Genomic DNA, 22,247 nt, shown 5'->3' on the forward strand with positions numbered 1-22,247 from the left:
CTCCTTTTATAGACCTGTTGTTTTAAATTTAAGGTGCTGAATCAGCACACCATCTATTGCAACTGAACCTAGATTCTTAGCAGTACCATCTACACCCTTAAATACAACACCTGTGGCATCCGTATGATCTTTGGCACGCAACATATTATTTGGCAAGCGTTCTACAGTACCAATTGCAATACTACTATGCGTCGCATTACGTCCTTGATACATCGCAGCACTGTCATTGACATTGGCTTTTAGCGGTGTGCCACAACTCACCACATTACAGGTAGAACCTGTAAATGCTGTAGAACCTAAATACCCACCCTTTCCATCTACATAATTTTGATAAATTTTATTGTAAATTTCAGGAACATTCGGAATACGTGTTACTTCTAGCACAATATTATTGCCCTCAGAACCAACCACAAAAGGCTGATACATATTCCCTAAAACTAAATTGATATTCGGACTGTATAAATACAAACCCTCTGTATCATGAAAAACTGGTGCCAATGAACCATCTATTGCTGGTGTGACCGCCGTTCCATCCAAAGTATCTGATTTCGCTGCTGTACTAATGCGGATCCCTTTACTGTCTAAGTTTGAATCTGTGAAACTTAAATTCGCAGGATTATCATTGGTATTTAAACGCAATACACTTGCCATACCCAAGGTTTGATGATGATTTGGGTTATCCGAGTCTAAAGTCTGAAATACTCGGGTCTGTGAACCATTTAGACTTAAACCATTAGCAACAAACTGAGTACGTAAACGGTGCTCTTTATCTAAACCCGATTTTGGTGCTCCAGTGCTCGGATCAACCTCTGCGCTTGAGTTCAACTGACGTGAAAAAATATCAGTCCAAAAGCCCAGTTTAATATTATTATCACTTTCAGTTGGCGTAGTAGTTGCGAGTGGTGCCTCTAGTGCTAAATAACCAACATCTTTTTCTACATTTTTAAATTGTTTAACTTTTTCTGTGCCTGCACGGAATAACCATGGGTTATCTGCTGAACCCCAGTTAAAGCCTTGATTGCTATAACGACTGCTTAATGAGTTATCACTTTTAGATAAGGCTAAACCATAAATAAAGACATCTGCTTTGGTTCTTAATGATTGCACAGGAGAACCTAATGCAGCAATTGCCGCTGCCTGTTCAGCCGATTGTATAATTTGAGCATAAATTTCTGCCACAGCAGACTTGGCTGTATCTTCTGCAAGTTGACTCGCATTATATTTAGCCCGAATATCAGCCGATGCTGTTTCTTTAGTTATTTCAGCCTGTATTAATGTGGCTACTTGTGAACCAACTTGGTCTGCTCGAGTGAAGTTGCTAAGCCCTTTATAAAAATCAGAATTCAATAAATCATTATTAGCTTCTGCCGACCGACTCCCATATAAAAGATCAAGCATTTCATAAGTGTTTGTAATAGCATATTCTTTTGCTTTCTTTTCATACTCTAAAACGCCAGTTGGATCCTCGCTAACTGGTCGTGTGGTATATGCAGTAGTTCCATCTTTTTTTAAACTCTTTCCAATCCCCCAAGTCCCATCCCTATAGTCTGCAAGACGTTGATTGTAATAATACTTGAGTGTCTCATTATTAAAAAAACCTTCACGAACATCAAATGTAAATGTTTCTGTTTTCGCTTCAACATCTTTTTCAATATTTTTAGTATATTCTTGATACAGAGTTGAATATTGACTTGTATAGGTTTGTTCATAAGTTGAACGGTAAGTTTCGTTATATTTATGTGCTGCCTTACCTTCTAAAACACTTTGATTATAAGTATTGTTATAAACCGTATGGTATGCACTTTCTGCCAACTGCGCATAATTCTCCCCCGTCGGGATAATACGAATAAAGCCCGTATCATATTGACTTGGGTTTTCTAGCCCACGTGTATAGCTCGACCCTGTTGATAGGTCATTCGGTTGCTGAAACACCATTTTGAAATCATCAAGGACTAAAGCAACCCCTTCGCCTGTGGTATTTGACAAAGAGTCATCGGAGAGTGCTTGTAAAGCATAACTCGGGTTCGTCAAAAATAAGCCTATCGCAGTGGCTAAGCAACGCTTACGAAAAGGGAAAGTAATTGCGTGTTCAGTCATCTCGACCTTCCTTTTATCTGATGCTCCGCATCTTTCTTTTATTTATCTATAGCTTGGCTATTTATTTGAGTGTTTTTATCCTTAAAAACGTGATTATGCCAAAGCATTCTCATATTTAATTATGCTGAATATTTATGCAAATGCAAAACAAACTGGCTAAACAGCACAGCTTTCCGATGAATGAAAAAAAGCGAGCACATTGGCTCGCTTGTTCAACAGAAAAATTGTGATGGGTTAATCACTTATGCTTTAGGCAAGGTCACGCCTGTCTGCCCTTGATATTTACCACCACGGTCTTTGTACGAGGTTTCACAAACTTCATCTGATTCAAAGAACAACATTTGTGCCACACCTTCGCCTGCATAAATACGTGCAGGTAAGTTCGTGGTATTGGAAAACTCTAAAGTTACATGACCTTCCCACTCGGGTTCGAGTGGCGTGACATTCACAATAATACCGCAACGCGCATAGGTAGATTTACCTAAGCATACTGTCAATACATTGCGTGGAATACGGAAATATTCAACGGTACGCGCCAAGGCAAACGAGTTTGGCGGAATGATGCACACATCTGATTCAATATCGATAAAACTTTTTTCATCAAAGTTTTTTGGATCGACAATTGCTGAGTGAACATTGGTAAAGACTTTAAATTCACGTGCACAACGTACGTCATAACCATAGCTAGAAACACCATAAGAAATGAGTTTCTCGCCATTTTCGTCAAAGCGAACTTGGTTTTCTGCATACGGTTCAATCATGCCGTGTTTTTCGCTCATTTCGCGAATCCAACGATCAGACTTAATTGCCATTTATTTTCTATCCAAAATATGAATGTTTAACTGTGCTGTACTTTAACTGAAATCTAAGTTAATGAAAACCAGCCGTTTCCCTCACATCGCTTTTTTAAGTGCAATGATCATTTTCAGTAGATACAACTTTGGTTTTATAGACTCAACAAAGCCGAATAACTTAAAGGAATTGAAAAGCTCAGCAACACAATAGAAGCTGTTTTTTGTAGATTGCACTGATTGAGCCAGCTAATTTTATTTTTAGCAAGCACGGAACCAATAAATGTCCAGAAAAAGGCAATCGGCACGATTAAACATAAAAATGCCAGCATGTGTGCCACATAATAGTCTACTTTTACCCATGCAATTGTTGGGAAAATCGCAGAGGCAAACAACAATGCCTTAGGGTTCAGTAAAGTCGCTAAAAATAGCTCACTGGCACGGATCGTGGGTTGATTAAAGCTTTGCTCGACGTTGGCCGTACGCCACAATTTAATCGCCAAGAAAATAATATAGCTTGCACTGAATAATTTTAGAATGATGGGCAATAATGGAAGATGGGTAGACACCGTACCAATTAAGGCACCCCAAAGTGTAATAGAGATCAAATAACCCAATGCTTCTGCAGGAATTAATCGGAAAGATTTGCGGATACCAACCTGAATACCAGATGATGCAAGCAAAGTATTCGTTGGCCCTGGTGTCAATAAAATTGTGATCACCAAACCGATAAAAAACCATGAAATCATGCATTGACCTCACTACTGAATGAGCGCAGATTAAAATAGTTTATTGCAATTGGCAAAAAATATTTTGTAAGACAAATTCTTAATCAGTCTTACATTTTAGATTTATTATTTTTATTCAACCACTTATTTAAGAAATATTTTTTAATCGAATGGTAACTTATAAGTCATTTTTTCTTAACATTTTTAAGGTATTTGAAGATTAAACACCTTTAAATCAGATGTTTGCGTGTTTTTTAATCAGTAAAATATAGCTCACCGAAGTGAGCTAAATTTTCAAAATATTGTGACTTAGCTTTTAAAGGTGAATCAGTCAAAATTTAAAGGATGATAACTTAATGACTGCAACTGCAATCATTCCAAGCTGAGATCCCTCACTAGAAAATACGATTCTGATCTTTTTCAGCTTTAGGCAGTTTTTTTGCAATTTGCTTGGCAATCGCAATGTAACTATCGGCAGCATCATCGCCTGCAATCACTGACGGCGTGCCTGCATCCACATTTTCACGAATACTGACATTCAATGGTAAACGTCCAAGCAACGGAATGTCATATTGTTCTGCCAGTTTATCGCCACCACCTTGACCAAAAATTTGTTCTTCGTAGCCGCAGTTTGAGCAGATATGGGTCGACATATTCTCAATTACGCCCATCACAGGAATTTGCACACGATTAAACAGCTCGATGCCTTTCACAGCATCCATTAAGGCAACATTTTGTGGTGTAGTCACAATCACCGCTCCCGTTACAGGAATACGCTGTGCAAGGGTCAGTTGAATATCCCCCGTTCCTGGTGGCATATCAATCATCAACACATCTAAATCTGGCCATAAGGTTTGATTAAAGAGCTGCATTAATGCTCCTGTGGCTTTTGGTCCACGCCACGCTACAGGTGTATTGTGGTCACCTGTTAAATGTCCGATGGATAACACAGGCATCCCAAAAGCATCCAACGGTACAAACTGCTCGGCTTCAATCATTGGGGTTCTGCCTGCATTGCCGAGCATGGTCGGAATACTTGGACCATAAATATCGGCATCCAATACGCCAACTTTTAAGCCGAGCTTTTGCAAAGCTAAAGCCAAATTTACTGTAGTGGTAGATTTTCCAACCCCGCCTTTGCCTGAAGATACCAAAATTACGTTTTGAATACGCGGATGTTTCGGCACATCACGTTGGTGTGGCGCAGCTTTTTGAATCGGTGGATTATTCGGATCGGCTTCTTGCATTGAACTTTGGCCCGCAGCATCGACCACCGGTGGTAAATGAGATGTTGCAGTCTGTGTGGTCGATGTTGCGCAGCTTTCATCTTCAGCATGTTGATGCCCACAACTTTCTTTTTTCTGTCCAGATTTCTGCTGAATCACATGCATATTCAGTTCTTTAATGCCGCATTTTTCTAAAGCATCTGCCAGTTCATCATGAATTTGTTGTAAATGTTGTTTTTCTTCAGGATAAGTATTGATGGTGATTTGCAGAATATCACCTTGCACATTCACTTGAGAAATACGATCTTTTAAAGCATGTTCAGATTCAGGCAATATATAACTTTGTAGCACGTGCTGAATAGCTTCCTCATTCACCGTATGCGAAGGTGAAAAAACTGATTTAAGTGAAGAAAGCCAAGACATAGATTTACTCCAAAGTTTGGAAATACCGCGATTTTGATAGTGTAACGATAATTCAGTATAAGGTTAAGTCGTGCTATCACTGAAATACTTAATTCTGAGTATATTGCTTGGTTTTTGACATGATTTATCTTCAAATGCAGACCAAGAGCTTGTTTCGATATTGTATTTAGCCTTCTAAGCGGATTTGAAAAGAATTCCTGGAATCCCTTGTGCATCTATGTGCTATCTAAGGTAAAATTGCCCGAATTGCATCGTCCCTATTTGAGAGAGTTATATCCGTGCGTCAAATTTTAGTCACTAACGCCCTACCATACGCCAATGGTCCGATCCATATGGGTCACTTACTCGGTTATATCCAGGCAGATATCTGGGTTCGCGCCATGCGTGCAATGGGACATGACGTGACTTATGTCTGTGCGGATGATGCGCATGGTACAGCAATCATGCTGCGTGCCGAAGCCAATGGAATTAGCCCTGAACAGCAAATTGCCAATGTGCAACAAGAACACATTCGTGATTTTGACGGTTTTGGCGTGCATTTTGATCATTATGATTCAACGCATAGCGACACCAACCGCGCACGTGCCAGTGAAATTTATGTCAAAAATCGAGATGCAGGCAATATTGCCGTGCGTCCTGTTACGCAATTATTTGACCCTGAAAAAGGCATGTTCTTATCAGATCGTTTTATTAAAGGCACTTGCCCAAAATGTAAAGCGGAAGATCAATATGGCGATTCTTGCGAAGTTTGCGGCACAACCTATAATGCGACTGAGCTGATTAATCCAAAATCGACTTTGAGCGGCGCAACACCTGTAGAAAAATCATCAGATCATTACTTCTTTAAATTGCCTAATTTTGGTGAATATTTACAAAAATGGACGCGCGATGAAGGTCGTTTGCCAGTTTCAATTGCCAACAAATTGGATGAATGGTTTGAAAACGGTTTAAATGACTGGGATATTTCACGTGATGCACCATATTTTGGTTTTGAAATTCCAGATGCACCAAATAAATATTTTTATGTCTGGGTTGATGCGCCAATTGGTTATATGTCGAGTTTTGAAAACTACGTAAAAAACAAACGCCCCGACCTGAATTTTGACGATTATTGGAAAAAAGATTCAGACAAAGAAGTCTATCACTTCATTGGTAAAGACATCGTCTATTTCCACGCTTTATTCTGGCCTGCGATGTTAGATGGTGCGGGTTATCGCACACCTACAGGTTTATTTGTAAATGGCTTCTTGACTGTAAATGGTCAAAAAATGTCAAAATCTCGCGGCACATTCATTAAGGCAGAAACGTATTTACAGCATTTAAACCCTGAATATTTACGCTATTACTTTGCCTCAAAACTGTCTGACAAAGTTGAAGACTCTGACTTAAATCTGGATGATTTTGTGCAGAAAGTAAACTCTGACCTTGTAGGTAAAGTGGTGAATATTGCCAGCCGTTGTGCCAAATTCATCAACACCAAATTTGATAACAAATTAAGTGCGAGCTGTGTAGAACCTGAGTTGGTACAAAGCTTTATTGCTGCAGGCGACTCAATTGCCCAAGCATACGAAGCGCGTGAATTTTCTACTGCTATTCGTGAAATTATGGCATTGGCCGATAAAGCGAACCAATATATTGATGAGAAAAAGCCTTGGGCTTTAGCCAAAATTGAAGGTGAAGAACAGCAAGTTCATGACGTATGTTCTGTGGGGATTAACCTGTTCCGTCAATTGGCGATTTATCTTGCGCCTGTACTACCAACCTTGGCTGAACAAGTTCAAGCCTTCTTACAGTTAGATAGCTTTAACTTTGAATCACGTAAAACTGTTTTAGTCGGTCATGAAATTGCGTTGTTCCAACCACTCATGCAACGTGTTGATCCGAAAGCGGTAGCTGCAATGGTAGATGCATCTAAAGATTCTTTAGCCGCACCTGCTGAAGCACCAAAAACGGAAAAGAAAAAAGAAAAAGCCAAAGAGAAAAAAGCAGAACCTAAAGTCGGTGAAGCGGAAATTATCACCATTGATGACTTTGTCAAAATTGATTTACGTGTTGCAGAAGTTCTTGAAGTGGCTACGGTTGAAGGTTCTGACAAGCTCCTTCAATTGACTTTAAATGTTGGTGAAGCCGAGCCACGTAACGTGTTTAGCGGTATTCGTGAGTTCTACCAACCTGAAGACTTAAAAGGCAAATTGGTGGTAATGGTGGCGAACCTTGCACCACGTAAAATGCGTTTTGGTATTTCTAATGGGATGGTACTCGCTGCGGGTAATGGTGACGGCGTTTGGGTGGTTTCACCTGAAAGTGGTGCGAAACCGGGTGATAAAGTGTCTTAATTTTTAGACACTGATAAAAAGCCCTGCTATATTTTAGTGGGGTTTTTTTATAGTTATAAATAATGAATAGATGGATAAAGTTTTTTTGCTTAGTTCTACCAATAGTCTTGATAATTATTAGTTTGCTAGCTACCTATTTTATTTTTACCAACAAAGCTTTTCAAATTGGAGTAACCTCCTTGATTGATCCAAATTTAGGAGCTTCTTTAGGTAATTTGTATGGAGGAGTTATAGGTACTCTCTTAAGTGCATCAAGCATATTCCTCTTGATTTATACAATTATTAATCAAAAAGATGAAGCGCAGAAAAATAATTTAAAGTCTAATTTTTTTAAAATGATTGATTATCACAACCAACATTTGATAAATATTTCTTTACCCAATACCGATCCGCAACACCCACCAAAAGAAGGAAAAAAGGCTTTTGTAACCTTCAAAATTCAGTTCAAAGGAATTTTAGAAACGATTCAAGAAATTTCTGCACAAGAAAATCTCCAACTCAATAAATCACAAATATTAGATATCTCATACGTTATTTTTTACTTTGGTATAGAGGGAAGTTGGACGACATTTATAGTAAATAAACTATCAAGGTATAACGGATTTAATGAAGAATTAGTTATTAAAATTCAGAAAAGGTTAATGGAAAAGGATTCTAGAGGCTGCTTATTGAAAACCAATCAAACTCATTTAAGCTCTTATTTTAGAAATATGTATAATGCTATAAAAATAGTAGATGAATCAAAAATCCTAAGTGATTTTGAAAAATACGAGTTAATAAAAATTTACCGTGCTCAACTTTCAAATCCTGAGCTTTATATCCTTTTTTTCAATGTTTTATCGCGTTTTGGAAAAAAATGGCTCCAAAATAATTTTATAAATAAATATGATTTTATTAAAAATATTCCATTTGAATATTGTGACGGATATGACCCTAAACATTACTTTCCATCTATCAAATTCGAAGAGGATGAATATTGATTTAAGTACTAACGCACAGAAAGGTGACATGGATGTAGCCTGTTCGTTAGGCACACGGACGTGCCCTCTAACGAACAAAGGATTTTTGTTACTTTTGATCCTTTAAAAGTAAGGCAAACATTTTAATTATTAGAATACCCTCATCCCAATCTTCTCCCAAAAGGCATAGGTATCTACACAAATAAATCACTTCATCCCAAAAATTAACTTTAATCCCAATACTGTCATGACCGCCCCTGCTGCACGGTCAAAAATAGCCTTAAACTTAATATAAGCCTGACGCGGTTTTTCTGCAGACAAAGCCACTGCAACCAATGAACACCAACCTGCATCAATAAAAAAACACAGAATTGGCAGCACCACATAAAAATAGTTCGGAATTTCTTTAGGCAACAAAGCCGTAAAAATACTCGCCAAGACAATTGCAATTTTAGGGTTAGATAACTGCGTAATTAAACCTGTAGTAAACGCACGGCGCAGTGACATTTGCTGTCCATGTGCAAGATTGGTTTGAATAGGCGCTTTGGCATGCTTCACAATTTTATAAGCCAAAAACAACAAATATAAACCACCACAAATTTTAAGCAGAAAATATGCTGAAGGCACTGCCAATAAAATAGCCTGCAACCCCATCACCGCCAATAAACCAAAAATTGCGGCACCCGTACCCGTGCCTAAAGCCGTAAATAAACCATGCTTACGTGAAATGGCTATCGAATTTTTTGCCACATAAATAAAGGTAGGCCCAGGACTAATTGCCCCCAACATTAATGCCAAAGCAATAGAGCCTAAAATCAATAATGATTCCAAGATAGACCTCAAGATTAGAATAATTTTCAATTATTTATTTTACTTAAAAAACCATAATAGAAGATATAATTTTTTTGATTTATGTTTATAAATTTAAGGATTTTTCAAGCAATTTGATATTTATTAAAAAAACCAAAAATAGAGTAAAAACTCAATTTAATTTCAATATCAAACAGTTAAAACATAGCATATGAACAGTAAAATTTTATTGTGCATCCATTTTTTCTATTAAAGTTTTTTTCTGATAATAATTTATCATCGATTTTTAGCAGAACTTTCATATATTTTTAAAACATATAATCCCATAATAAAATTATGGCTTTAATTTTCTTTAGAACTACAACCGAGGCACATCAGATGCAAAATAAAAGACTGAAAACATTAGACCGCTCTAAATCACATCTTTGGATTGTAGGTGGAGGCATAGCTGGTATGGCTGCTGCTGCTTTTGCGATTCGTGACGCTAAAGTGCCAGCCGAACATATCCATATTTTAGAAGAATTGAATGTTTCTGGTGGTTCGATGGATGGTGGACATAATCCGCTTAATCCGAACCAAGCATGGGTCACACGTGGTGGACGTATGCTAACTGATGAGACTTATTTGTGTACTTGGGATTTATTTTCAAGCATCCCATCTTTAGAAAATCCAAACATTTCTGTTCGTGAAGAATGTCGTGAATTTAACGAACAAGTTAAAACCAATGCTCAAGCACGTTTGATCGACTCAAATCATATTATTGCAGAAGCTCAAAAATTGGGATTATCAACGCTCAACCGTGCTCAAATGTTACGGCTACTGGCATTAAAAGAAGATCGTATCGGTAGTCGCCGTATTGATGAATTTTTTGATGATGCATTTTTCCAAAGTAATTTTTGGCGGATGTGGCGAACCACGTTTGCCTTTCAAAAATGGCATAGCGCAGCGGAATTACGCTGTTATTTTCTACGTTTCATTCAAGAATTACCACGCATCCATACCTTAGCAGGTGTGAAACGAACTAAATACAATCAATATGATTCAATGATTCATCCTCTACAACGCTGGTTGGTGGAACAAGGCGTTGATGTTCGTTTCGGTAGTTATGTCACAGATGCAGACTTTGTCGAAGATGACCAAACGAAGGAACGTAAGGCAACCCAACTTTATGTCAACATTCCAGAAGGCACTGAACAAATTCAACTGGGTGAGCATGATCTTGCGCTCTTTACTTTAGGTTCGATTACGGCTGATTCACGTTATGGCGATAAATTCGATGTTCCTGAGCTGATTCGTGATCGACAAGATCATGGCTGGCGTTTGTGGGAAACATTGGCTCAAAAAGCTCCTGATTTTGGTCGTCCAATGACCTTCTATGGCAACATTGATGAGCATAAATGGAAATCCTTTACGCTCACCATGCATGATGATGTGCTGCTAAAACGGATTATTGATTACACAGGAAATGAACCGGGTACTGGTGCACTCATGACTTGGTTTGAATCTGGTTGGCATCTATCTGTGGTCGTTCCAGCTCAACCGCATTTTGCTGACTTACCAGAAGGTAAATTCACCTTATGGGGTTATGGTTTTGAAATTGACCATATCGGCGATTACATTAAAAAACCGATGAGTGAAGCGACGGGTCAAGAGATTTTAATTGAGTTGATTCATCAACTTGGTTTCGATGACATTTTGGATCATGTGTTGGCACATACCGACATTACCACAGTAATGATGCCTTATGCTTCTGCCCTATTTGCATGTCGTAAAGCAGGTGATCGTCCATTGGTCATTCCAGAAAATGCGGTCAACTTTGCTTTCTTAGGTCAATTCGTAGAGCTTGAAGATGATGTGGTTTTCACTGTGGAATATTCCGTACGTTGTGCCATGATTGCCATTTATCAGCTCTTAGGTGTCGAACGTGAAATTCCAGAGATTTACAATGGTTTACTCGATCCTAAAGTTGGCTTAAATGCTTTGGAAGCAGTTTTTCATTAAATTTTAAAAAGCCATAGGGTAAATTGCTGCCCTATGGTTATTCAACTTACTTTGATAAAACGATCTTTGTACACGACAAAAAAAGATAACTCATTGAAATAATGGCATAATACTTGTTTTCTAACGACGAATATGATGACACATTTCAATGAGTTACATCTCATCTTAAACACGTATCTAAAGTGAAACAAGTCACATGTAAAATGTTTTACACTGATTATGCTTGCATTAATTGTAAAACAGAAATGTAATCTTTCTTCTGCATCTAAAGCCTTACCCATCACGTGCTTACCACAATCATTTTATCGACGTATACAACGCTTCTTTGCAGATCAGTATTTCGATTATCGTCAAATTTCTCAATTAATTTTCAATATATTTTTATTCGATAAAGTCCAATTAACTTTGGATAGAACCAACTGGAAATGGGGAAAACGAGATATCAATATCTTGATGTTAGCCATCGTCTATCGTGGAATAGCGATACCTATTGTTTGGACATTGCTCAATGAACCAGGCCATGTGGAACAGATTTCCCCCGCTTCGGGTTCAGAGTTCAGTGTACTTAAACCTGACAATCCCACAGGAAATTTTACCAAAGTCGATCAACGTATAGCGGTACGTATCACCATTGATCCGAATCAAAAAGGGATCGAAAATCTACGCCCTGGTATGTCGGTGATCACGTCGGTGGATACCGACTCATAAACCTACACTGACATTCTCAATCAAATACATTTACAATGTGGTCAAATTCATTTCTCGTTCGCAAAAAATGTTTGATCACATTGCTTTTCCTACCCCTTATCAAACATTAGAACTTCCCCAGCCTGTTCAACTAACCATCAAACGCCTTGATCAGATTCATCCCCAGATTTCGGGCAACAAGTTTTTTAAACTTAAATACAACCTCTTGGCAGCACAACAGCAAGGTTTTTCTCAAGTCCTCACTTTTGGCGGTGCATTTTCCAATCATATTGCAGCAACGGCTTATGCAGCTCAACGCTTTGGCTTTCAAAGTATTGGCATCATTCGTGGTCAAGAACTTGCGACCCAAGACTTAAATCCTACCCTACAAACAGCGCAAGATTTTGGCATGCAACTGCATTTTGTTAGCCGAGCCGAATATCGTCTGCGCCATGAAGTGGAATATTTACAACAACTTCAACAGCAATATCCTCAAGCCTTTATTATTCCAGAGGGTGGAAGCAATTCCCTTGCCATTCAAGGGACACAGGAAATCCTCTCCCCTGATGATTTAGAAAATTATGACGTAATTTGTTGTGCTGTGGGTACTGGTGGAACAATTGTGGGCATCATTGAAAGTAGCTCGGAACAACAGCAAGTTTTAGGATTTTCAGCCTTGAAAGGTGATTTTCTCAAACAGGACATTCAACAATGGACCGATAAAAGCAATTGGTCTTTAACCGATGCCTATTGTGGTGGCGGCTATGCCAAAACTACACCTGAATTATTGAAATTTATTCAAAATTTTGAGCAAAAATATCAAATTCCACTCGAACACATTTATACAGGTAAAATGATGATGGGACTTCTTGATTTAATCCAGCACAATCATTTCCCTGCCCACACTCGAATCCTGGCCATTCATACAGGTGGGTTGCAAGGAAAGCTTAAAGCATATTAAAACCCCCACAAATCTTTTATAATTGCTCGCTTTTCGTCTACCGAGTAATACTCATGGTTCATCAGGTTGATGTTGTTGTTTTAGGTGCAGGTGCATCAGGCTTGATGTTGGCTGCAGAGGCTGGTAAACGTGGGCGTTCGGTTGTGGTACTGGAAAAAGCCAATAAAGTGGGCAAAAAAATTCTGATGTCGGGTGGTGGTAAATGTAACTTTACCAACTTAGAAGTCGAGCCAAACCATTATATTTCACATAATCCACACTTTGTCATTTCTGCACTCACCCGTTATACCAATTGGGATTTTATTGGTTTAGTCTGCGAATACGGCATTGAATATGAAGAACGCAAACACGGACAATTATTCACTTTAAACGGCGCTAAAGAAATTTTAGCCATGCTCTTAGCCGAATGTGAAAAAACCAAATTGGTCGATATTCAAACCAATTGTGAAGTCAAAGCCGTGAATGCGGTAGATGATCAAGGTTTTCAAATTGCAACGACTTTGGGTTATTTCCAAGCAAGCGCTGTCGTCGTAGCAACTGGCGGTTTATCTATTCCAACTTTAGGTGGCTCTGGAATTGGCTATGAAATTGCCAAACAATTTGGTCATCGTGTTTACCCGACCCGTGCAGGTTTAGTGCCTTTTACCTTCTCAGACAGCTTTAAAGAAGTCACTACACGTTTAAGCGGTAATGCGGTGGATGCGACTTTATCAAATTCATTGACTAGTTTTACCGAAGCATTGCTATTCACCCATCGCGGTTTGAGTGGGCCGAGTGCCTTACAGCTTTCTAATTATTGGGATGTCGGACAAAGTTTTAAAATTAACTTTTTACCTTACTTAGAACTCTATGACTTTTTTAAAAATAAAAAGCAAAGCAGTCCTAAAGTTTTACTGCGCACCTTACTCAGCGAGCATCTGCCAAAAAGTGTAGTGGCTGAATTACAGCAACTGATTTGGCCTGCACTCTCTGAAACGGCAATTGGCAATATCAGTGATGAAAAGCTAGAACAAATTGCCGCGCGTTTAAATGCCTTTGAAGTCAAACCATCGGGTACAGAAGGTTATCGTACTGCCGAAGTTACTTTAGGTGGTATAGATACGCAAGAAGTGTCTTCAAAAACCATGGAAAGTAAAAAACAAAAAGGCCTGTATTTTGTTGGTGAGGTTTTAGATGTGACAGGACATTTAGGTGGCTATAACTTTCAATGGGCATGGTCATCTGCACATGCAGCATCGGAGTATGTTTAAGTTCGCTTTTAGATGAAACACTTAAATAAAAGTATGTGATAGCAATGCTTCGAGTCTAAATGAATCAATATTGATCTTGCAAATCAAATTATAAATAACAAAAGCCAGTTTTTTCTAAACTGGCTTTTTCTTTAACACCGTCACGTACTATAAAGACTCAGCAATACGTGAATCCTGTTATTTTATTCTAAATAATCGGTACGAAATAATACCAATTTTGGCGTATTTGCCAAACGTGATTCAGTTTGCTGCATTTTAAGCACAGCATTTTGTTGATGCATAGGTAACGAATTTGCCACTTGAACTTTTAAACTGATACGTAATTTGTTTAGCATATTGATTTCTCTCATTATTGTCATCCTTGCGCGAATTTTAAGACTCAAATATTTCAGCTTGGTTAAAACCCAAGTTTTTTATTTTTCCCTTAAACCCTCATCAAGCTTTCCAAGCGATTAATCTGATTTATCCAAATCAGTCTTTGGCTCATTCCTGCCAAAGTTGATTAATTTTTAACATAATTTAAGAGCTTGGTCTATCCTCTTTTGGATGATTTTTCTCAACATTTTCAGTTGGTTTTGCGGTGGCTTCTGGCTTGGCAAAAACAAATTTATAGGCTGCAACAAAAAAGCCGATGGTGATGCCAGCAATCACGATTGGGGCAAAAAACTTATCGGGTGCTGATTTGGACATTATCGTTTCCTCTTTTTTAATGAATACCGAAAAGAAATCGACCAATACGGTGATTGGTCGATCATCTTAGCGATTCAAATCAAAATTTGAACAGGTTATTTCGGGTCATTTTTTGGATGTTCATCGACATCTGGTTCAGCCTCACCTGTCGAACCAAATGGGTTGTTGACTGGTGGATGTTCAGGATCAACCTTTAACGTATCTGGCACTGCATGATCAGTTGCCGCTTCAGGTGTTGTAGTCACATCACTTACAGACGCTTGCGGCTGCTCAGATACAATAGGTGTCATCACACTTGATGCTGACGTTGCCGTTTCTGTCTTGTGCAAAGGATTCGGTTGATTTGCCTCACGTTTAGCTTTATCAATCAAATCAGTTAACACACGCTCTGCAGGTTGACGACCACCTAAACCAAAGGCAAGTGCGAAAGCCACTGCAACAGAACCGAGGGTTAAACCAAAAGCCAAGTTCACAATCGAGTCTGCAATACCCATCGCGCGTAAGCCCATGGCAACCACCAAGCCCATAATTAAAATACGGACTAAGTTTGCCAACCAACGCGAGCTGTTATATTCACCGCGCTGTACCACTTTGGCAACCAAATTCGCAAGCCAGAAACCCACCACCAAAATGACAGCACCCAACAGGATATCTGCACCAAATTGGATAAACATGGCAATCAAGCCGCTGACTTGATCAAAGCCCAAACGGTTCGCCGCTTCAGATACCGCAAATAGCATGGTAAAGAATACGATCAGATAACCAACCACACATGAAATTTTAGTCGTACCTAAAAAGCGCTGTAAGTCGAGTTTGGCAGGAATATCATCGACTCCTGTGCCTGCAACCACTTCCACCACAATATTGGCTACAAAACGCGACACCATATAAGCCAAAATAAGAATCAGACCTGCCGCAATAATATGCGGGATCGCATTCATAATTTCATACAACATGGCAGTCGCAGGCTGAGAAATAGCTTCAATGCCAAGTGCCTCAAAACCAATAATCAAGGCGGTGATGATCACCAAGGCGAAAACAAACGAACCGAGTAATTTAGGTAAATTTGAATTTTTGAAGATGCCAACTTTTTCAGCATGCTGTTGAATATTCAAGCTACCCAATAAACCTTCGACAATGCCACGAACAATTTTTGCCAGAATGTATCCTACAAAAACAATCACGCCTGCAATGAAGATGTTCGGTAAATACAGCACAACTTCATTCACCATGTTTTGCACAGGGAACAACAGACCGTTTAAGCCTAAAATTGACAGCACAATTGGCAAGAACAGCAATAAAATCAGCCAATAAACAATTTCACTGATATTTTGACTTAAACCACTCACACCGACATCGGCGCTGAGTTTTTCATCCAACTGAGTACGTGCCAACAGTTTTTGCATCCCCACTTTGACCAGATTTGCCAAAATCCACCCAATAAAAGCAACGGCTACAGCAGCCAGTAAAGAAGGAATAAACAGTAAGAACTGCTGAATCATATTACTGAATGGCCCACTGACACTGGTCAGATTCAACACATTCAGCGCACCAATGACCGCAATAATTAAAATCACCCAAAACACGACCCGCGACACAATCACTTCAATATTTGAACGATGCCCCGTTGCATTTGATAATTTTTGATCGGTACCTAATTTTTGTAGAACCTTTTTAATTCCACCCGCAACCAATAATGCAATCACCCACCCGACAAGTAAAATTGCGACTGCAGCTAAAATGGGTTGAAATTGCTCCCAATAATACATGGCATCAAAACCTCTGCCATGTAGGTTCCCATTAAAATAATCATTCATCTTGTTTAATCCTCATGGTGATTAGCTTCATTTTTAGGTTTGCACTACAGCGCAAAACTGCTTTTTATCGATTCAAATTATTGAGTAAAGCTCTACCCACCATAGAATTTGCATATTTTTTATTCAACCTTGGGATGCAGAATCGCAACAATTCTACAAAGGAGGGATAATAAACCTTGCGAAAATCCACAAAAAAGCCCTGCATCTAGGCAAGGCTGAATTTGTAAATACGATTTTTTGACGCTTAGGCTAAACTACCGATCTGTTGCTGTTGCAGTATTGCTGTCCTCTGCACGTGCTTCATCTCCAGCTGTGCCCGTTGTCGTGCTATTTGGCGTTGCTTGTTGTACGGTTGGATTAGGATGTCCAGGAGGTGCTTCGCTCGGACTCGGATTGCGATCCGCCATCATGTAAATCAGCAATGCCAATAAAAAGATTCCCACCAGTAGAAGCATATAGACTGGAATACGTTTTTTTCGCTTAATGTCTTCAGCTGAGTTTACATGAGGTGGTTTATTGAAATCATGCGGCATGTTCCCCTCACTTATGTATTTATCTGATGAATTTTCATACTAACAAGCTCCTCACGCTTATTGTGTGACAATACATAGCAAGATGGTGAAAAGATGTAATATACCTCAAGTACCACCTATGTTGCCCAATATCGACAAAGCTGCCTCTCACGGGGAAATGCGCTATAATCACGTACCGTTTTTTTGTGTACTTTGAACTTTATGGCGTATCGTCAACAAAGTGTATCGCTTGATCTTGACACTGACGTCACTCATCAATGTGCCTTGCACTATACCCGTGATGGGCATCTCATTGGTATTATTGAATTTAGCAAGCCCAGCTATCTGCTCAAATGGGGCGATTTGGAATATTTCCGTCGTCGTACCGAAGAATTTTCGGTCATGCCATTTCCAGATTGTGTGAATGCCATGATCATTGATATTCGCAACATTGCTGCATTTCTGGATAATGAAGTGCCAATTTTACCGTGGCGCTTACTTGAAGAAGAATGTCCTGTGCGTTTGGTGGTTCCTCAAGAGCGCTTAGAGCATTATGCAGGTTTTTTTGAACCGACTTGGCTAAGTAGCGATGTCGATAGCGCGATTCAGGAAATCCGCGAATATATGGATATGTTTGTGCACTAATTTCTTTGAAGAGTCACTTTCAAGCATTGCGTTCAAAAGTTGCTTTCAAAATTGAATCGCACCAAGCAAAAACCTCATCTGCAGCGTTGTAGATGAGGTTTTTATATGAATGGTGAAGATCACCTCAACAACCAATTTTTAGCGAATTGTGAAAATACATTTATTTTCAAAACTCGATTTAGGCAGCCACAAAACCTGCTTAAAACGCACCTGATCTATGCCAAAACTTCGCATTTTCTTAGATGTATAGCGCTTGATATTTTTCATATTCAGGAGTCTGCCCTGCAATGGTTGAGCTTTGCTGAACTTTAATTTTCTGAAAAAAAGCGGTTTCCTTTGCACGGATTGGGCCAATATATTCATTATACATTTGTTCCATTTCGGCACTTTCAAATTGCATTTTTTGCAAACTGCCACCATGCCAACCCAACTGACTACGCAAGTTTAAATATTTTACTTTGCCCGCAGGAAACACATAATTGGCACAAGAAGAAAAGCAATACTGCGCAACTTCTACATTAAGTTGATGGTCAAAGACTAAATTGCCCAAATCAATACCTAAGCCGATCTCGCCACCCCGACTGTTGATTTTTAAGGTATCAATTTTATCTGACTGTTTAAGTAATTCCGCTGCACGTGCGTTGGCTTCAGGGCTAAGTGGCCCATCATAAATGAGTACGTGATCTTGCACAGCAACCTGAGTTTCCACCGTTTCAGCCTGTACGGTTTGTGCGACTATAAACATCAGCCCTGCGCTGGCTATATATTTGAACAGTTGATATTTGAATAGTTGTATCACATCCTCACCAATAATTTTCAACTGCAATATTACCTTCCCCGCGGCGGTTCATGCTTAAACCACGCGCTTTTAAGGCTTCTTTGGTGTCATCCACCATGGCAGGGTTACCGCATAACATCACATGGCTGGTTTCAGGGTTGAGTACACTGCCTGCAGCCTGTTCCAATTCGCCATTAGCAATTAATACAGGTAAACGATCATGCAAAGCAGCTTGAGGGTCGCGGGTAATAATTGGGATAAATTTAAAGCCCGAATGCCCTTCGCCAAAAGTTTCGGCAATCTCGTGAATTTTATCGACATAAGCCAATTCAGCTTCGGTACGCACGCTATAAACCAAATAAATACGTTGGTATTTTGTCCAAGTTTCAAAATCTTGCAGCATGGATAAAAACGGTGCAAGACCTGTGCCTGTAGCCAGTAACCATAAATCATGTGGCGCAGGCAATTGATAACGCGCCAAGGTCAAAAAACCATACGGAATTTTTTCCAAGTACAGCCCATCGCCCACTTGAAGGTGCTGCAAGTTAGAAGTAAACGCACCATCTGGCACGACAATTGAGAAAAACTCTAAAGTTTCATCAAAGGGTGATGACACCACCGAATAAGCACGTACCACCAATTCATCGCCCACTTTTAACCCGATACGTGCAAACTGTCCTGCGGTAAATTTAAAATGCGCAGGTCGGGTCATGGTGAAGCTAAACAAGGTGTTGGTCCAACGATGAACCGAAAGCACTTTTTCTAAAGTAAATTTTTCAATTGACATGATTTGAGCGTGGCATGAAAGACTGTGCTCATGTTAGCATGTTGGGGTAATTTATGAATATTTTTAAATGTTAAGGCTTGATTCATGCGCATGACTTTACGCCAGTTGGCGGTTTTTGTAGCAGTTGCCCAAGAAGGGACAGTAACCAAAGCCAGTGATGCCGTTAAGCTCACCCAAAGTGCTGCAAGTATGGCCTTAGCAGATTTGGAGGATGGCTTAGGCGCTCCACTGTTTGACCGTTTGGGTAAGCGCCTACAGCTGAACGATTTAGGTCGTTTTTTATTGCCACAAGCCTTAGAAATTTTGGGTCGTTGTGAAGCTTTTGAGCAAGCTGCTAAAGGCGAGCTACAAAGTATTGATTTGCGTTTAGGTGCAACCCTCACTATCAGTGACTATTTGATGCCTGATTTAATGGCAGACTTTTTGCAAATTCAACCACAGGCGCATTTACAATTACAAGTGGGCAATACCCGCCAAATGATTGAAGCTGTGAATCAGTTTCAGCTAGATTTAGCCTTGATAGAAGGCTCTTGTCACTTACCACAACTCCAATGTATTCATTGGCGTGATGATGAGCTCGCAGTGTGCTGTGCGCCAAGTCATCCTCTAGCGCAGTTAAACCGTGCCTTAAGCATTGCAGATTTTGAAGATGCCGAGTGGATTTTACGTGAAGAAGGTTCAGGTACCCGTGAAGTATTTGACAATGCAATTTTAAAAGACCTGCCTGATGCCAATATTCGTTTAACTTTGGGTCATAACGAAGCGATTTTAAAAATTGTCGCAGGTGGAATTGGTATGTCGTGTATTTCACGATTGGCGATTGAACCTTTACTAGAAAAAGGTCAATTGGTAATTTTGGATACGCCTTTCTGGCAACTGACGCGCCCGTTATTCATGTTGGTGCATCGTCAGAAATACCAAGGGCCTGGTTTAAGGGCATTTATGAAGTTTTGCGACGCGAAATAATTCACAGGAGTACCAATCAAGGTACTCTTTTTTTTACCATTAAAACTGACTCTCACATGGTATGCCGTCACCATCACCGTCCATTTTAGTATTTGGACAATTTCGTATAAAGAATAACGCTTCTTCGTAAGACGTCATTTGACTACAGTACTCACGCCCATCACAAGTAAAGTTCTGTTCAACAACTGGAACTTCTACTACTTTTTGTACTGATAAAGCTTCAGGCTGGCTATTTTTCCAAGCTTGGTACTTATTAAATACTGCATAAGCCAAGCCGAATATAATCAATATACCCATAAAAGTCACAAAATTGGATGAGTTATTTTCAGACTTCTGCTGTCTTTTATGATTCTGCTTTGTCGTATGAATTGCCCTTGATTGAGGTGTATGCCTTTCGACTGCAACCTTAATATCTAGACGGACGATATTATCTGCTTTGAACTTGCCATTTTCTTCTACTTTACGAAATTTTAGATTTTCTCCCACTTTTGGTGGCAGATTTTTATTGGGAAAATCTTTAATATGAAAAAACAAATCTTTTGGCTCTCCTTCTATTTGAATAAAACCAAAGCCTCGTTCTTCGTTATAAGTTTTTATTTTCCCTTCTAAAAACATAAATTACTCTTTACACGTTAGTTTTTGATTATTGTATAAAAAAAGAGACTGAAATGCCCCTTTCTATTCATGAAAATATTTAAAATTAACCCTTTAAGTTCGATAACAATGCAGACGTAATCGAGGTATTTGCAGCAACCGCTTTGGCCTTTTTCGCTTTTTTGGATTTATCTTCTACAGGTTCAATATTAATGGCTTTATAACGATCACCATTTTGAACCACATTAAATTTAACCCGATCATTGCGCTTTGGATCGCCTTCAGCCGCAGAAAAATCCGAGATATGGAAAAACACTTCACCTTCAGGTGCGGCAATAAATCCATAGCCTTTTTCGGCATTGTATTGTTTGATTTTCCCTTGATATTGTTCAGATTTCATGGCTTAACCTTTTACGAGCTGCACTATATGTGAGTATATAAAAAAGAGACAGTTAATGCCTCTTTTTTACCAACATTCAGCTTAATCTTTTTGGACTGAACCAAAAATTTTATCGCCTGCATCACCCAGGCCAGGCACAATATAACCATCTTGGTTTAAACCTTCATCAACCGATGCAGTAAAGATCACCACATCTGGGTGCGCGGCTTCTACACGTTGAATGCCTTCTGGCGCTGCAACCAAAACCATCACACGGATGTCTTTACAACCACTGGCTTTGAGCAAATCAATTGCTGCCACTAAAGATGAACCTGTGGCAAGCATAGGGTCAATAATCATCGCGATACGATTTTGTACATCTGGTACTAATTTTTTGTAGTAAGTACGCGCTTCTAAAGTTTCTTCATCGCGTTCCAAGCCAAGTACAGACACTTTAGCACTTGGAATCAGGTTCAAGAAACCATCTAACATGCCAATACCTGCACGTAAAATTGGCACAACCGTAATTTTTTTACCCGCAATACGGTCTACAGTGACTGCACCATTCCAACCCGCAATTTCGTGCTCGACCACTGGCAAATCTTTAGTCGCCTCATAAGTCAGCAACATGGTTACTTCTTGTGCTAATTCACGGAAGTTTTTGGTGCTGATGTCTGCACGACGTAATAGCCCTAATTTATGACGAATAAGTGGATGACGGATTTCATGAATAGCCACGGGAGAACACCTAAAAGGAAAGAAAAGCAAATATCGTTTTATTATATGCTGTTTTTATTGTGTATATAAACC

At 39.3% G+C, this 22,247-nt stretch carries 21 protein-coding genes and 2 pseudogenes; 9 read left to right on the top strand and 14 right to left on the bottom strand.

The features are described from left to right. Positions 1-6: 6 nt before the first annotated feature. From VF675_RS00425 to apbC, 4 genes are all read right to left on the bottom strand, one after another. On the bottom strand, positions 7-2,097 hold the full coding sequence (locus tag VF675_RS00425) for a hypothetical protein (protein WP_440204590.1): 2,091 nt from the start codon (positions 2,095-2,097) through the stop codon (positions 7-9). Between the two features lie 242 nt (positions 2,098-2,339). Continuing rightward, a complete protein-coding gene (gene dcd / locus VF675_RS00430; RefSeq protein WP_004975507.1) occupies positions 2,340-2,909 on the bottom strand; it encodes a dCTP deaminase in 570 nt (189 codons plus the stop codon). A gap of 134 nt (positions 2,910-3,043) precedes the next feature. After that, entirely contained in the window at positions 3,044-3,637 is a 594-nt protein-coding gene (locus tag VF675_RS00435) for a LysE family translocator (RefSeq protein ID WP_368782346.1), read from the bottom strand. 374 nt (positions 3,638-4,011) lie between these two features. Beyond that, positions 4,012-5,265, bottom strand: coding sequence for an iron-sulfur cluster carrier protein ApbC (gene apbC, locus VF675_RS00440; RefSeq protein ID WP_004975505.1), 1,254 nt, complete (start codon positions 5,263-5,265; stop codon positions 4,012-4,014). Between the two features lie 278 nt (positions 5,266-5,543). On the opposite strand from apbC, the gene metG reads away from it, so the two are divergent. Next, positions 5,544-7,601, top strand: a complete 2,058-nt coding sequence (gene metG, locus VF675_RS00445; protein ID WP_178318195.1) for a methionine--tRNA ligase — start codon at positions 5,544-5,546, stop codon at positions 7,599-7,601. A gap of 179 nt (positions 7,602-7,780) precedes the next feature. Beyond that, complete coding sequence (locus VF675_RS00450; protein WP_440204591.1) at positions 7,781-8,581, top strand: putative phage abortive infection protein; 801 nt, start codon at positions 7,781-7,783, stop codon at positions 8,579-8,581. A 186-nt stretch (positions 8,582-8,767) separates the two neighbouring features. Here VF675_RS00450 and VF675_RS00455 read toward each other — a convergent pair whose 3' ends face one another. After that, entirely contained in the window at positions 8,768-9,391 is a 624-nt protein-coding gene (locus tag VF675_RS00455; protein ID WP_096901823.1) for a LysE family translocator, read from the bottom strand. Positions 9,392-9,748: 357 nt separating this feature from the next. Between VF675_RS00455 and VF675_RS00460 the strand changes: the two genes are divergently transcribed. The 5 genes and pseudogenes from VF675_RS00460 (at position 9,749) to VF675_RS00480 (ending at position 14,269) form a co-directional block, all read left to right on the top strand. Next, positions 9,749-11,371, top strand: a complete 1,623-nt coding sequence (locus VF675_RS00460) for an oleate hydratase (protein ID WP_440204592.1) — start codon at positions 9,749-9,751, stop codon at positions 11,369-11,371. A 135-nt stretch (positions 11,372-11,506) separates the two neighbouring features. After that, a pseudogene (locus VF675_RS00465) lies at positions 11,507-11,893 on the top strand (IS4-like element ISAba33 family transposase); the annotation flags it as partial. Continuing rightward, positions 11,888-12,079, top strand: a pseudogene (locus VF675_RS00470) (HlyD family secretion protein); the annotation flags it as partial. The pseudogenes VF675_RS00465 and VF675_RS00470, both read left to right, overlap by 6 nt. A gap of 67 nt (positions 12,080-12,146) precedes the next feature. Beyond that, positions 12,147-13,019 (top strand): 1-aminocyclopropane-1-carboxylate deaminase/D-cysteine desulfhydrase, encoded by an 873-nt coding sequence (locus VF675_RS00475; RefSeq protein ID WP_131261522.1) that lies wholly within the window; start codon positions 12,147-12,149, stop codon positions 13,017-13,019. A gap of 53 nt (positions 13,020-13,072) precedes the next feature. Then, positions 13,073-14,269 (top strand): NAD(P)/FAD-dependent oxidoreductase, encoded by a 1,197-nt coding sequence (locus VF675_RS00480; protein WP_416709341.1) that lies wholly within the window; start codon positions 13,073-13,075, stop codon positions 14,267-14,269. Positions 14,270-14,451: 182 nt separating this feature from the next. On the opposite strand, the gene VF675_RS00485 is transcribed toward VF675_RS00480, so the two are convergent. The 4 genes from VF675_RS00485 to VF675_RS00500 all read right to left on the bottom strand — a co-directional run bounded on the left by VF675_RS00485 (position 14,452) and on the right by VF675_RS00500 (position 17,309). Continuing rightward, complete coding sequence (locus VF675_RS00485) at positions 14,452-14,619, bottom strand: hypothetical protein (RefSeq protein WP_004975492.1); 168 nt, start codon at positions 14,617-14,619, stop codon at positions 14,452-14,454. Between the two features lie 169 nt (positions 14,620-14,788). Next, positions 14,789-14,959, bottom strand: a complete 171-nt coding sequence (locus tag VF675_RS00490) for a hypothetical protein (RefSeq protein ID WP_004975491.1) — start codon at positions 14,957-14,959, stop codon at positions 14,789-14,791. Between the two features lie 95 nt (positions 14,960-15,054). Next, positions 15,055-16,776: a mechanosensitive ion channel gene (locus VF675_RS00495; protein WP_440204593.1), complete on the bottom strand. Its 1,722-nt coding sequence runs from the start codon at positions 16,774-16,776 to the stop codon at positions 15,055-15,057. A gap of 254 nt (positions 16,777-17,030) precedes the next feature. Next, positions 17,031-17,309: a hypothetical protein gene (locus tag VF675_RS00500; protein WP_004975487.1), complete on the bottom strand. Its 279-nt coding sequence runs from the start codon at positions 17,307-17,309 to the stop codon at positions 17,031-17,033. 201 nt (positions 17,310-17,510) lie between these two features. Here VF675_RS00500 and VF675_RS00505 point away from each other — a divergent pair, with 201 nt between their 5' ends. Continuing rightward, positions 17,511-17,933 carry a hypothetical protein gene (locus VF675_RS00505; protein ID WP_004975486.1) on the top strand — a complete coding sequence of 141 codons (423 nt, stop codon included), beginning with the start codon at positions 17,511-17,513 and terminating at the stop codon, positions 17,931-17,933. A gap of 238 nt (positions 17,934-18,171) precedes the next feature. On the opposite strand, the gene VF675_RS00510 is transcribed toward VF675_RS00505, so the two are convergent. Both VF675_RS00510 and VF675_RS00515 read right to left on the bottom strand, forming a co-directional pair. Next, entirely contained in the window at positions 18,172-18,759 is a 588-nt protein-coding gene (locus tag VF675_RS00510) for a hypothetical protein (RefSeq protein ID WP_218952770.1), read from the bottom strand. Further along, on the bottom strand, positions 18,737-19,498 hold the full coding sequence (locus VF675_RS00515) for a ferredoxin--NADP reductase (RefSeq protein WP_346805221.1): 762 nt from the start codon (positions 19,496-19,498) through the stop codon (positions 18,737-18,739). The genes VF675_RS00510 and VF675_RS00515 overlap by 23 nt, the downstream gene beginning before the upstream one ends. A gap of 84 nt (positions 19,499-19,582) precedes the next feature. On the opposite strand from VF675_RS00515, the gene gigC reads away from it, so the two are divergent. Then, positions 19,583-20,464 carry a LysR family transcriptional regulator GigC gene (gigC, locus tag VF675_RS00520; protein ID WP_019837525.1) on the top strand — a complete coding sequence of 294 codons (882 nt, stop codon included), beginning with the start codon at positions 19,583-19,585 and terminating at the stop codon, positions 20,462-20,464. 39 nt (positions 20,465-20,503) lie between these two features. Here gigC and VF675_RS00525 read toward each other — a convergent pair whose 3' ends face one another. From VF675_RS00525 to upp, 3 genes are all read right to left on the bottom strand, one after another. Continuing rightward, positions 20,504-21,079, bottom strand: a complete 576-nt coding sequence (locus VF675_RS00525) for a cold shock domain-containing protein (protein ID WP_440204594.1) — start codon at positions 21,077-21,079, stop codon at positions 20,504-20,506. 85 nt (positions 21,080-21,164) lie between these two features. Further along, positions 21,165-21,458, bottom strand: a complete 294-nt coding sequence (locus VF675_RS00530) for a cold-shock protein (RefSeq protein WP_178318208.1) — start codon at positions 21,456-21,458, stop codon at positions 21,165-21,167. A gap of 81 nt (positions 21,459-21,539) precedes the next feature. Then, complete coding sequence (upp, locus tag VF675_RS00535; RefSeq protein WP_019836328.1) at positions 21,540-22,175, bottom strand: uracil phosphoribosyltransferase; 636 nt, start codon at positions 22,173-22,175, stop codon at positions 21,540-21,542. Positions 22,176-22,247 lie beyond the last annotated feature (72 nt).

Source organism: Acinetobacter sp. Lyrl_1 (genome assembly GCF_051948795.1).
GTDB classification, from domain to species: Bacteria; Pseudomonadota; Gammaproteobacteria; order Pseudomonadales; family Moraxellaceae; genus Acinetobacter; species Acinetobacter towneri.